Genomic DNA, 12551 nt, shown 5'->3' with positions numbered 1-12551 from the left:
AATCTACCGCCGGGCTGTGACAGGATGTCTTGATTCAGCTTTGGGCAGTACCTGGACTGACGGCGGCGGCGGCGCCTGGGGCGGCGCCCGTGCGGTCGCTGACGGTGCCGATACCGCCGTCGGCCGCCCCGCCGTCGTCCGAGTACGACGGCGGCTGCCATCCCGTGCGCAGCACCCACGCTTCCATCCGGGGCGCGGCGTAGTCGGTGAACCAGCCCTCCTTGTCGGCCGCGTAGCCGGCGGTGGACTTGTCCGTCTCGTGCAGCCCGGCCACCCGCTTCTTCTCGGCGACATAGTCCGCCCGGGCCTCGGCATCGGCACGGAGCCAGTCGCGGAAGCACAGGGCGTACCGCCAGCCCGGCGCGCCGGCTGCGCGGATGTGAAGATTCACCGGCCGGCCCGGATCGGCGTTGCCGTGCAGCCGCTTGCCCCAGTCGGCAGGGTCCGGGTGCGAGGGCTTGGGGTTGTCGGCAATGATGCCGGGCCAGCGCGGGAATCCCGCGTCTGCCAGGAGCGGCGCCACCCGGTCCGCGGCGTCGAGGTCGCGGACGCTCAGCTGGAGGTCAATCACATCCTTGGCGTCAAGGCCTGGGACGGCCGTGGACCCAATGTGGTCCACGGCCAAGACGTCCTGCGGAACCGCGGACCGCAGCCTGGCAATCAACCGGCCGGCCTGGGCCGCCCAAGCCGGATCGGCAGGAGCGAGGACCGGCCCTCCCGCCCGCCGGGCAATCCTCTGTTCCTTGAGGTTCAGCGCGAACGGCGTCAGCCGCTCCTCCCACAGCGCGTCCACGGCACGCCGGAGTTCTTCCGGGCTGCCCGAGTTCTCAAGCACGACGTCCGCCGCCGCCAGCCGGTCCTCGCGGGTCGCCTGGGCGCCCATCCGGGCGTGCGCCTCCTCGACGCTCATGTTGCGGTGTTCGGCCATGCGTTGGACGCGGACGTCGTCCGGGGCATCCACCACGACCACGAGATGGAAGTTCTTCCCTTGTCCGGTTTCGACCAGCAGCGGAATATCCTGGACCACGACGGCGCCGGCCGGGGCGGCGGCCACAATCGCTGTGGCGCGCTCCCGCACCAAGGGGTGAATGATCCCGTTGAGCACCGCCAGTCGCTCCGGATCACCAAAGACCAGGGCACCCAGCCGGGCCCGGTCCAGCCGGCCGTCCGGCGTCAGGATGGCAGCGCCAAATAACTCGACTACCCTTGCCAGACCGGGCGTACCTGGCTCCACGACCTCCCGGGCCAGCGCGTCGGCGTCGACACGCACGGCTCCCAGTTCGTGCAGGCGCGCGGCAACCATGGACTTCCCCGAGGCGATCCCGCCAGTCAACCCGATCTTCAACACCTCTCCAGACTAAACTGAACCGGTGGCAGATGCGGCTGAAACCCCGGAGAGCAGGACGGCCGTCTACACCACCCTCGCCGCAGGGTCCGAATTCCGCCACGAAATCGAGGTCAAGCGGTCCCGGTTCATCACCGTCCTGGCCCGAACGGCGGACGAGGACGCCGCCCGGGCTGCCCTGGGCCGCCTGCGCCGGGAATTCCATGACGCACGGCACCACTGCGTCGCCTTCGTGCTCGGCCCCGACCGGGACGTGCAGCGGTCCAACGACGACGGCGAGCCGTCCGGCACGGCGGGGCTCCCCATGCTGGAGGCGCTGCTGAAGCGGGAGACCGCGCCCGGCGTCGCCGACCTCAGCGACGTCGCCGCGATCGTGGTGCGCTACTTCGGCGGCATTCTCCTGGGTGCCGGCGGCCTGGTGCGCGCCTATTCCGAATCCGTGTCCGCGGCGCTGGAGCTCGCCCCTCTCGTCCGGCGCCGCCGGCTGCGCATCTGCTCGGTGCCAGTGCAGCACGCCGTGGCCGGGCGGCTGGAGAACGATCTGCGCGCCGCGGGGTATGTCATGGCCGAAACCCGTTACGAGGTGCAGACTACTCTCCTGAGGCTCGCGCTGCCGGACAACCCGGAAGAACTAGCCCGGGCCGCGGACCGCGTGGCCGCCATGTCAGCCGGCAGCGCCTCGCTGTTGCCCGGAGAAACGGAGTGGATCGATGTCCCCATCAGCTGAGCCCGTGCCCGCCGTCACCCTGCTTGACGTCAGCGAGGGCGTGCTCGAAGAGCTCCTGGAACTTGCGCTCGGGGACGCAGACGCCGACGAGGTCACGCCGCCGCTGGGCTCGACCCCCGGCTGGAACACCGATCGGATCAGCTGGTTCCGCGAATTCCACCGCGCCTCCGCAGCCGGGCTGGACGGCCCCGCGGGTCAGAAGAGCTGGGCCATCAGCTGCGATGGGCAGCTGGCAGGGTCCGTCCGGCTGCGGCGGACGGGACCGGAGGCGGTTGAGGCGGTTGATGGCGGGGCCGGCGTTGGGGCTGGTGCTGTTGCTAGAGGTGGCGGCGGGGCCGATGCTGATGCCGGCGTTGGCGGCGGGGCGCTGGAAACCGGAATCTGGCTCGCCCGGAGCTTCCGCGGCCGTGGCGTGGGCCGCGAGGCACTGCGACTCGTGAAGGCTCTGGCCGCGTCGGCCGGGGCAACCGTCCTGGTGGCCGAGACGACGGCCGGCAATGTGGGTGCCCTCGCATTGCTGAAATCCGCGGGCGCCGAACTAGAGACCGGTGCTGCCTCGGAGACGGAGACGGTGCCGGTCAAAGGCGAGATCCCCCTGGCCTGACTGCACCCGCATCCGGGGCCGGGCTCGCCTCCCGCCACTGGACATGCCATCCCGCAGCCAACCCCAAAATTCGGAACGAAGACTGGACATGCCCCCGGTCGCCGAGAGCACTGGGCCCATTCCCTCTATGCCCATCCCGCGCACCCAGCAATGGACATGCCCTCGGTCGAGCGAACCAAAGACGGTCCGTCTGTGCCAATTTCTAGTGGGCTATTTCCCAGATATGTCCGGCCGGGTCGCGGAAGCAGGCGGTGCGAATACCCCACGGCCGGTCTATTGGGCCGTTGAGCAGTTCAACGCCGCGGCGGGACAACTCCGCACACATGGCGTCGACGTCGTCCACTTCGATGGTGAACTGCATTCTGGCACCGGAATCAGCGCTGGCCACTGCGGCCGGCTGGATGAGTTCAGAAGCTTCGGAGACGCTGAGCAGGTTGATCAACGTGTTCTCGAACTTGAAGACTGCAGAAACGTCGTCCTCGAAAATGAGCGGCAACCCGAAGACTGCCTCGTAGAAAGCCTTCGTCGTGGCCAGGTCTTCGACAAACAGGGTGACCGCATGGATGCCCCGCGGCCATGGACCCGTGGCCTTGACTGTGTCCTGCGGTTCAACTGCTTCTGAAGTATCTGCCATGGAAGTCCCTTCGTCGTCGGCGGCGAATATCTCAACCTGCCGAGTCTGCGCTCAGGGCGGGACTGCCGTCAAGGAGCCAACATCGCGTCTTGCCACGGTTCAGTGACCATGCACGTGCCCGTCAGCGAGAGCATGAAGCGCCTGGTACCTACAAGTCCAGTGCCCCAGCCCAGCAATGGGCATGTCCCGCGGGGTACGGTTCCAAAAATGGGCATGTCCGGCGCCCAGAGTACGCCGCGGTCCTCCCACCACCGGACATGTCCCGCGCCCGGGGCCAGGACTGGGCACAATCCACATATGTCCACGGGTGGGCTCCAAAAATGGGCATGTCCCGCGGGGTACGGCTCCAAAAATGGGCATGTCCGGTGGTGCGGGCGGCCGCGGGGCATGTTCACGCAAGAATCCGCACAAAGTAAAGGTGGCCGCCCCCGAAGGGACGGCCACCTTTACTGTGCATCTTAACTACCGCACCGTGACGGTGCGGCGTCAGGCTACAAACTGCCTGGCCTCAGGGAGCGGACTCCGTGAGGAACACGGGCAATTAGTTGCCGGTCAGCTTCTCGCGCAGAGCGGCAAGAGCCTCGTCCGAAGCAAGCGTGCCTGCACCGGTCTCGGTTGCAGCCGGCTCGGAGGAGTAGCTGGTGGTGCCGGAATCGCTCTCGCCGGACGTTGCAGCTGCAGCGTCGTCGGCAGCGTGCTGGGCAACCTGCTTCTTGTGTGCTTCCCAGCGGGTCTGGGCGTCAGCGTACTGCTGCTCCCAGGCTGCGCGCTGGTTCTCGTAGCCTTCAAGCCACTCGTTGGACTCCGGGTCGAAGCCCTCCGGGTACTTGTAGTTGCCCTCTTCGTCGTACTCGGCGGCCATGCCGTAGAGTGCCGGATCGAATTCGGTGCTGTCGGCGTCGACGCCCTCGTTGGCCTGCTTGAGGGACAGCGAGATGCGGCGGCGCTCGAGGTCGATGTCGATGACCTTGACGAACAGCTCGTCACCAACGGAGACAACCTGCTCGGCCAGCTCAACGTGGCGCACGGCGAGCTCGGAGATGTGGACCAGGCCTTCGATGCCGTCTTCAACGCGAACGAATGCGCCGAACGGAACCAGCTTGGTGACCTTACCCGGAACAACCTGGCCGAGGGCGTGGGTGCGGGCGAAGGTCTGCCACGGATCTTCCTGCGTAGCCTTGAGCGACAGGGAGACGCGCTCGCGATCCAGGTCGACCTCGAGAACCTCGACGGTGACTTCCTGGCCAACTTCGACAACCTCGGACGGGTGGTCGATGTGCTTCCAGGACAGCTCGGAAACGTGAACCAGGCCGTCTACGCCGCCCAGGTCCACGAAGGCACCGAAGTTGACGATGGAGGAAACGACGCCGGGACGAACCTGGCCCTTTTCCAGCTTGTTGAGGAACGTGGAGCGGACCTCGGACTGGGTCTGCTCGAGCCATGCACGGCGGGAAAGAACAACGTTGTTGCGGTTCTTGTCCAGCTCGATGATCTTGGCTTCGATCTGCTGACCGATGTACGGAGCGAGGTCGCGCACACGGCGCATCTCGACGAGGGATGCGGGCAGGAAGCCGCGCAGACCGATGTCGAGGATAAGACCACCCTTGACAACCTCGATGACGGTACCGGTGACAACACCGTCTTCTTCCTTGACCTTCTCGATGTCGCCCCAGGCACGCTCGTACTGAGCACGCTTCTTGGAGAGGATCAGGCGGCCTTCTTTGTCTTCCTTGGTGAGCACCAGGGCTTCGACCTGATCGCCAACGGAGACGACGTCTCCGGGGTCAACGTCGTGCTTGATGGAAAGCTCGCGGGAGGGAATGACACCTTCGGTCTTGTAACCGATGTCGAGCAGAACTTCGTCGCGGTCGACCTTGACGACGGTACCTTCGACGAGGTCTCCGTCGTTGAAGTACTTGATGGTGGCGTCGACAGCTGCGAGGAAGTCCTCAGCGGTACCGATGTCGTTAATGGCGACTACGGGGGTACCGGGCTTCTCGGTAGAGGTGATGGTCATGTAGTAGGGGCTCCGTTGTGGATAGTTAGTCGGTCAGGCAAACCGCTTCGCCGGCATTATGGAATGCAGGCCAAGAGCACGGCATCACAGCAAGCGATCCGCCGGGTCATCCTGATTTTGTGGATTGTAGATGCGCGCACGTAGTACGCGCCCGTTTAGTCTAGTCGTTTACGCGAACGCCGGTCAAAGCGCATGGGCCTTCCGCGTCGTCCATGGCGCCGACAGCGGGCCGGACGCCTAGAAGTGCGTGAGGCAGTGCGGTGAACGTTCGACGGCGAACATGAGCCGCGCTGTCGGCGCCGCCCCAGCCGCGTGCTCGGTGATCCGGCCGGCAGCCTTCAGGGTCACGGGACAGACGGCGCCCAGATAGATGGAACCAAGGTCCGCGACATCAAGCGAGAGATCCGGTTCAGCCTCCGGAGCCGACGTCACCGTGGCCTCTCCCCCGCTGACCGTGAGGGCGAAGGTGCCGGCCGCGAAGCCGAGACTGTCCCTGATCGTGAGAACGAGCGTCCCGTCGGCCGAGTAGCGCCTGGCCCCCAGCACCCGGGCCGGGTCCAGGACGCGCAGCCACAGCATGTCCCGGTGGTCCGAGGCCTCGACGCAGCGGGGATCCTCGAGCGCCCAGACCAGGGGGTCATCCACCGGCGCATCCTGCCAGCTGATCCGGTCCACGAGGTCGATGCTGCCGAGGAACTGCCACAGTTCCAGGTAGGCGGCATCAGTCGCGGCCACGAGGTCCACGATCTCCATGGTGTAGGGCTTGGTGTCCCACCCGGCGAACTTATAGGAGACGTACCCGTCCACGGTGCCGGCGGCGTCGTAGTGCAGGGCGCAGCGGATTGCCTCGTCCTCGCCGCCGTCGCGGCCGAGCATGCCCGAGGACCGCAGCCGGTACGCCTCCTGCCGCGAGATCGATCCGGGCATCGAACCGTGGACCCGTTCAAAAACTTCGGGAGCCAGTTCCAGCAGGACTTTGCGGTCGGCAATCTCCACCGATCCGACGGGCTGATGGCGCATGCGGAAGCGCGGCCCGGTGTCGACCTTGATGCTGCGCTCGAAGGTGGCCACACCGTAGCCGAACCGGCCATAGATCGAGGCCTCCGAGGCAGTGAGTGCCGCCAGCGCGACACCGTCGGCCTTGGCCGCGGCAAGGTCCTCGGTCATCATCCGCCGCAGCAGTCCCTGCCGGCGGTGGGTCCCGCGCACCGTGACGGCCGTGACGAGCTGGGCTTCGAGCTGACGGCCGTAACCGATGTTTAGGTCCTTGCGCATAGTGGCAAAAGTCGCCACGGGGACGTCAGCCGCCAGCGAGTGGGCCGCGACGCCGTCGGCCTGGTAAACGCCGGTGATCTCACGGTTGTCCACGACATACATGGCCATGATTTTGTCCATGAAGTCGTCTTTGCGCGGCTCGTCATAGAAACCGATCCCGACTCCCCGCAGCCACGCGGTGCCCTGCGCGTAGTCCGCCGAGTCTTTCTCGACCGCGCGGAAACGCCTGAGCTCGTACTTTTCTGCCATGTGTTTCTCCCCCTGAGAATCTGAGGTCCCGGCAGGCGCCGGAACGGAAACCGGCCGGAACGAAAACTTGCCGGAACCGGTAAAGCGTTAGTGCCCCGCCTCGTACCAGCTGGAGCCCATGCCGATCTGGACGTCCAGCGGAACGCTGAGGTCCGCGGCCGAGCCCATTTGCTCGGTCACGAGCTTCTCGACTGCCTCGCGCTCGCCCGTGGCCACTTCGAGGACAAGTTCATCATGGACCTGCAGCAGCATGCGCGATTTCAGGCCCCGCGCCGCCAGTTCGGCATGCACGCCCAGCATAGCCCGCTTGATGATGTCAGCCGCCGATCCCTGGATTGGCGAGTTCAGCGCAATCCGCTCCGCGTTCTCGCGCAGTTGGCGGTCGGTGCTGGTGAGGTCCGGGAGGTAGCGCCGGCGCCCCTCGATGGTGGCCGTGTAGCCGTCGATCCGGGCCTGGTCCACCACGCCGCGGAGGTAGTCGCGGACGGCGCCGAACCGGTCGAAGTAGTCCTTCATAAGGGTCCGTGCCTCGTCAACGGAGATCTCCAGCTGCTTGGACAGGCCGAACGACGTCAGACCGTACGCGAGGCCATAGGACATCGCCTTGACCTTGGAGCGCATGGCACTGGTCACCTGGTCGGTGGGCACATGGAAGATGTTGGAACCCACGAACCGGTGGAGGTCTTCGCCGTCCTTGTAGGCCTGGATCAGCCCGGCGTCCCCGGAGAGGTGGGCCATGATCCGCATTTCGATCTGCGAGTAGTCGGCGGAAAGCAGGCATTCGTAGCCCTCGCTGACCACGAAGATGCCGCGGACGCGGCGGCCTTCCTCGCTGCGGATGGGGATGTTCTGCAGGTTGGGGTTGTTGGAGGAGATCCGGCCCGTGGCTGCGACGTTCTGCGCGTAGGTGGTGTGGATCCGACCGTCTTCCGTGACGGACTTCTTCAGCGACTCCAGCATCTGGCGCAGCTTCGATGATTCGCGGTGCGCCATCAGCTGGACCAGGAATTCGTGCCCGGTCTTTTCCAGCAGGTTCTTGAGCGAGGCGGCGTCGGTGGTGTAGCCGGACTTGATTTTCTTGGTTTTCGGCAACTGAAGTTCGTCGAACAGCACGGTCTGGAGCTGCTTCGGCGAACCAAGGTTGACCTCGTGGCCGATCGCGGCGAACGCCAACTCCTGGGCGTTGTCGATCACCTTGGCGAGGTCCGACACCTGCTCGTCCATGCGCGGCATATCGATGGCGATTCCCGCGAGTTCCATATCGGCGAGCACCCGGCTGACCGGCAGCTCAAGGGTGGTCAGCAGGTCCTGGGCTTGGCGTTCCTTCAGCTCTGATTCGAAGTAACGGCTCAGGGCCTGGACGACGGCGGCCACGTGGACCAGCGCGCCGGCAGAGGCTGCGTCGTCGCCGTCGAACGCCAGCTCAAGCTGGCCCTCCTTGGCGGCCTCGGTGGAAACCGCGATGTTGAGGTGATGCTGCGCCAGCTCCGCGAGCTCGTAGCTGCGCCGGTCGGGCTGGATGAGGTAACCGGAAATGGAGGTGTCGTCCACCACGCCCTCCAGTCCCAGCCCACGGGCGGTCAGGGCCTTCATCGCAGCCTTGAACCCGTGCATCACCTTCGGTGCCTGGGCGTCACACAGCCACGCGGCCAGAACGTTTTCGGCGGCGGCGTCCTGGCTGGCCAGGTCGATGTAGACGGCGGCGCCGTCGCGGACGATCGCCACCGCGGCGGCGTCCTCGCCGATCCGGCCAGGCACAAGGTCGACCGCGACGGCGGAGCGCTTGCCGGCACCGGCCTCGAGGAAGGTGCTGAGCTCGGCCGCGTCCGACGGGATCACGAAGTCCGGGGTTTCGAGGCTTTCCCGCTCGGCTTCAGTGACTTCACTGCCGTAGAGGGCAAAGAGCCGGGTGCGGATGGTCTTGAATTCGAGGGCGTCGAACAGTTCCTCGAGGGCGGCCTGGTCCGGTCGCGGGTCGGCGAGCTCATCCAGCGTGACGGGCAGGTCGAGATCGGTGTGCAGCCTGTTGAGCCGCCGGTTGCGCTTGACGTCCTCAACATACTCGCGGAGGGCGTCCCCGACCTTCCCGCCGATCGCGTCGAGGTTCTCCAGGACCCCCTCAAGCCCGCCGTAGAGGTTGATCCATTTGGCTGCCGTCTTGGGCCCGACGCCGGGAACGCCGGGAAGGTTGTCCGCGGTCTCGCCCACCAGGGCGGCGAGGTCCGAGTACTGGGCGGGGCTGACGAAATACTTCTCCTGGATGGCGTCCGCGTCCATCCGGGGAATGTCGCTGACGCCCTTCCTCGGGTACAGCACAAACACGTTGTCAGTGATGAGCTGGAAGGCATCGCGGTCGCCGGAGACCAGCAACACCTCGTAACCGGCCTTTTCCCCCATGGCGGCGAGAGTGGCCAGGATGTCATCAGCTTCCCAGCCGGGCATCTTGATGGTCTTGATGCCCCACGCGCCCATGACCTTGTCGATGAGGTCGATCTGGCCGCTCATTTCGCGGGGGGTCTCATTGCGTCCGCCCTTGTACTCGCTGTACTCGGCCTTGCGGTGGGTGGTGTCGTCCGAGACGTCGAAGGCCACGGCCACGTGGGTGGGCTTTTGCTCCTTGATCAGGTTGATCAGCATGGACGTGAAGCCGTGGACTGCGTTCGTGTGCTGCCCCGTGGCGGTGGAGAACTTGTCCGCCGGCAGGGCGAAGAACGCCCGGAACGCCATGGAGTGACCATCGAGCACGAGTAGCCGCGGCTGGTCCGTAATGGGAATCACAGGGGCCTCGGTGGCGGAAACCGACCCCGCGGCCCGGCTGGATTTTCCGGTGGACTTGGCCGCAAGCACGGATTCCGGCTCAGTTGCCAGGAGTTGGTCTGCTGCACTGTCTGCCGAAAGAGAGGCTGCATTCTGGAGGGCTGCATTTTGGGGGGCAGGGGCCGGTTTGGTAGTTTCGCTCACAGGTGCCAGCCTAGTTCCCATGATGGACAATTTCACGCCCGGCCCGTACGCGGCCGAGCTCGCGGCGGCCGGGGTTCCCGAGGAGATGCACGATTGGCTGGGCCAGTACGGCGTCGGAGCCCTGGTGGTGAAGATGGGAATCCGCTTCCTGGAAATGAGTCCGGAACGCACTGTGGCCACCATGCCGGTGGAGGGGAACACCCAGGTGGCCGGCATCCTGCACGGCGGGGCCCACGTGGTCCTGGCCGAAACCCTGGGTTCTTTCGCGGCGGGCATGCACGCCGGTCCCAACCGGCAGGCGCTGGGGATCGAGGTCGGCGCCACGCACCACCGGGCGATCTCCGAGGGCACCGTCACCGGCACCTGCACGGCCATCCACCTCGGCCGGACCCTCACCACCCACGAGATCGTGATGACCGACGAGCATGGCCGCCGGCTCTCCACCGCCCGGATCACGAACCTTATCCGCGATATCGCGCCCTAGGAGATCGCACCGCCTGGCTACCGGATCCGGCTACGTCCGGGCCGGGAAGCGGTACCGCAGCTCCACGATGCCCCGGCCCAAGGTGCGGGAAGAAGTCAACTCCAGCGGCGGCGTCGGGCCCGCCATGGGCAGCAACTGCTTGCCGCTGCCCAGAACCACGGGAATGACCGAGACAATCAGTTCGTCCAGCAGCCCGGCGTCCGCGAACTGCGCTGCCAAGACGCCCCCGCCCACAACCCAGATGTTCCGGCCGCCGGCCTCGTCCTTGAGGTCGTCCACGAACTCGCCGACGGCCCCGCGCACGAACGTCACGTTGGCGCCCTTCGGGGCGGAATGTTCATGGTGGGTGAAGACCCAGCAGGGGGTGCCCGGATAGGGCCAAGTGTCTGGTTCGTGTTCCCGAAGCCAGGCGTAAGTCTCGCCGCCCATGACGATGCAGCCGACATCGGCCATGAACGCGTCATAGCTGTCCTGTCCGCCGTCAAATCCGTCGAACTGCAGCAGCCAGGCCAGATTGTCCTTGTCGGTGGCGATAAAGCCGTCGAGTGAGGAGGCCACGAAGTACTGGAAGCTCACCATGGCCCCAGCCTAGCCAATGCGGTGCCCGCTTCCCATCCCCGGACGCACGGACAGCCGAACTGCCAGCGAACAGCCCAAGCCGCACGCGGCAGCCGTACCGCGTGCGGGCGGCGGCTTACTTGTGGAAGTACGGAATGATCAGGTAGAGCCCGAAGAGAATGGCGGCGCCGCACAAAGCGAAGCACGTGTAAGCCAGCGGTCGGGTCCAGGCCGCCGGGGTGGCCCGGGTGTCCCCCGCGATGGCCGTGAGCCGGACGCCGAGGGCGTAGAGAACTACTACGGTCACAGCGGACACAAGCGTGGCACCCGCCACGCTGAACAGTTCCAGCCATTTCATCGCTGGGCACCACCGTTCTTGATCGACTTGGTGGCGGACTTTTTCTTGCGGAACTGCACGGCCTGGCCGACTTCCTCGATCTCGACGGCGTTGTTGCTGCCCACATGCGACTTCCGTGAGCGCACAAACATATAGGCCACTGCGGCGGTGCCGGCGACTGCCGCAATGATCACTCCGATGGGTCCGGTCTGCACGAGCAGAGCCGTCAGCGCGCCCATGATTCCAGCGGCCGGCAGCGTGAACAGCCAGCCGATGGCAATCCGGCCGGCGGTTCCCCACCGCACAGTAGTGCCGCGGCGTCCCATGCCGGAGCCCACGACCGAGCCGGAGGCCACCTGCGTGGTGGACAGGGCGAAGCCCAGGTGCGAGGACGCCAGAATGGCTGTGGCGGTGCTGGTCTCGGCGGCAAAGCCTTGCGCGGGCTTCACCTCCGTGAGTCCCGAGCCCATGGTGCGGATGATCCGCCACCCGCCGGAATACGTGCCGATCGCGATGGCGAAGGCACAGGCGGTGATAACCCACCACTCCGGACCGGAGCCGGCGGGCTGGAGGCCGGCGGAGATCAGGACCAGGGTGATGATGCCCATCGTTTTCTGGGCGTCGTTGGTGCCGTGGGCCAGTGCCACGAGGCTGGACGTGAAGATTTGACCGGTCCGGAATCCGCCACGCTTCTGCGTCAGCTTGTCTCCCGTTTCCGGGTCATGCCGGGACGTCAGCGCGTAGGCCAGTCTCGTGCAGAGGTAGGCCACGCCGCCCGCGATGATCGGGGCGAACACCGCGGGAAGAATGATCTTTTGGAGGATTGACTCGAAGTTGATCGCGTGGATGCCGATACCGGCAATCGCGGCGCCGATCAGGCCGCCGAAGAGCGCGTGGGAGGAACTGGACGGCAGGCCCTTGAGCCAGGTGATCATGTTCCAGAGGATGGCGCCCATCAGCCCGGCGAAGATGATGTCCGGGGTGATCTGGACACCGTCCGCGCCTTCCTTGATGATGCCGCCGGAAACGGTCTTGGCAACTTCAGTGGAGAGGAACGCTCCCACGAGGTTCAGCACCGCCGCGAGGGCAACCGCTGTTTTCGGTTTGATGGCGCCAGTCGCGATGGGCGTAGCCATGGCGTTCGCGGTGTCATGAAATCCGTTCGTGAAGTCGAAGAACAGCGCCAGCGATATTACCAGCGCCACCATTACGGTGATTTCCACCTGTTGCCCAATCTGCAGTGTCCATGGTCAGCAGTTCCACATCCCCGGTGCCGCACGGCCACCGCGTTCATCCGATGTCTATCCCGATGAACTCGCAGTGGTCACTTAAGCAGCTTGAAACCTTATCGATGGTACGT

11 protein-coding genes are annotated in these 12551 nt (G+C 65.8%); 3 read left to right on the top strand and 8 right to left on the bottom strand.

The window, feature by feature from the left end; translation table 11 throughout:
* Nucleotides 1-34: 34 nt before the first annotated feature.
* Nucleotides 35-1348, bottom strand: a complete 1314-nt coding sequence (gene coaE / locus BLS42_RS05445; RefSeq protein ID WP_090577713.1) for a dephospho-CoA kinase — start codon at nt 1346-1348, stop codon at nt 35-37.
* Between the two features lie 22 nt (nt 1349-1370).
* Between coaE and BLS42_RS05440 the strand changes: the two genes are divergently transcribed.
* Nucleotides 1371-2072, top strand: coding sequence for an IMPACT family protein (locus BLS42_RS05440; protein WP_090577711.1), 702 nt, complete (start codon nt 1371-1373; stop codon nt 2070-2072).
* Complete coding sequence (locus tag BLS42_RS05435) at nt 2056-2676, top strand: GNAT family N-acetyltransferase (RefSeq protein WP_090577709.1); 621 nt, start codon at nt 2056-2058, stop codon at nt 2674-2676. Before BLS42_RS05440 ends, BLS42_RS05435 begins: the two co-directional genes overlap by 17 nt.
* A gap of 202 nt (nt 2677-2878) precedes the next feature.
* On the opposite strand, the gene BLS42_RS05430 is transcribed toward BLS42_RS05435, so the two are convergent.
* The 4 genes from BLS42_RS05430 to polA all read right to left on the bottom strand — a co-directional run bounded on the left by BLS42_RS05430 (nt 2879) and on the right by polA (nt 9578).
* Nucleotides 2879-3310 carry a VOC family protein gene (locus BLS42_RS05430; RefSeq protein ID WP_090577707.1) on the bottom strand — a complete coding sequence of 144 codons (432 nt, stop codon included), beginning with the start codon at nt 3308-3310 and terminating at the stop codon, nt 2879-2881.
* Nucleotides 3311-3851: 541 nt separating this feature from the next.
* A complete protein-coding gene (rpsA, locus tag BLS42_RS05425) occupies nt 3852-5327 on the bottom strand; it encodes a 30S ribosomal protein S1 (RefSeq protein ID WP_026537355.1) in 1476 nt (491 codons plus the stop codon).
* A 237-nt stretch (nt 5328-5564) separates the two neighbouring features.
* The gene (locus BLS42_RS05420; protein WP_090577705.1) at nt 5565-6851 is read right to left on the bottom strand and encodes a GNAT family N-acetyltransferase; all 1287 of its coding nucleotides are present in this window, start codon (nt 6849-6851) and stop codon (nt 5565-5567) included.
* A gap of 87 nt (nt 6852-6938) precedes the next feature.
* A complete protein-coding gene (polA, locus tag BLS42_RS05415; protein WP_371129515.1) occupies nt 6939-9578 on the bottom strand; it encodes a DNA polymerase I in 2640 nt (879 codons plus the stop codon).
* A gap of 253 nt (nt 9579-9831) precedes the next feature.
* Between polA and BLS42_RS05410 the strand changes: the two genes are divergently transcribed.
* Complete coding sequence (locus BLS42_RS05410; RefSeq protein WP_090577701.1) at nt 9832-10296, top strand: hotdog fold thioesterase; 465 nt, start codon at nt 9832-9834, stop codon at nt 10294-10296.
* A gap of 30 nt (nt 10297-10326) precedes the next feature.
* On the opposite strand, the gene BLS42_RS05405 is transcribed toward BLS42_RS05410, so the two are convergent.
* The 3 genes from BLS42_RS05405 to BLS42_RS05395 all read right to left on the bottom strand — a co-directional run bounded on the left by BLS42_RS05405 (nt 10327) and on the right by BLS42_RS05395 (nt 12414).
* Complete coding sequence (locus BLS42_RS05405; protein ID WP_090577699.1) at nt 10327-10875, bottom strand: dihydrofolate reductase family protein; 549 nt, start codon at nt 10873-10875, stop codon at nt 10327-10329.
* 115 nt (nt 10876-10990) lie between these two features.
* Entirely contained in the window at nt 10991-11212 is a 222-nt protein-coding gene (locus tag BLS42_RS05400) for a hypothetical protein (protein ID WP_090577697.1), read from the bottom strand.
* On the bottom strand, nt 11209-12414 hold the full coding sequence (locus BLS42_RS05395; protein ID WP_090577694.1) for an inorganic phosphate transporter: 1206 nt from the start codon (nt 12412-12414) through the stop codon (nt 11209-11211). Before BLS42_RS05395 ends, BLS42_RS05400 begins: the two co-directional genes overlap by 4 nt.
* Between the last annotated feature and the right edge of the window lie 137 nt (nt 12415-12551).

The organism is Arthrobacter sp. ov407, assembly GCF_900102895.1.
Taxonomy (GTDB): domain Bacteria; phylum Actinomycetota; class Actinomycetes; order Actinomycetales; family Micrococcaceae; genus Arthrobacter.
Note: the sequence above shows the minus strand (reverse complement) of the source record. Positions and strands in the feature narration are given on the sequence as shown.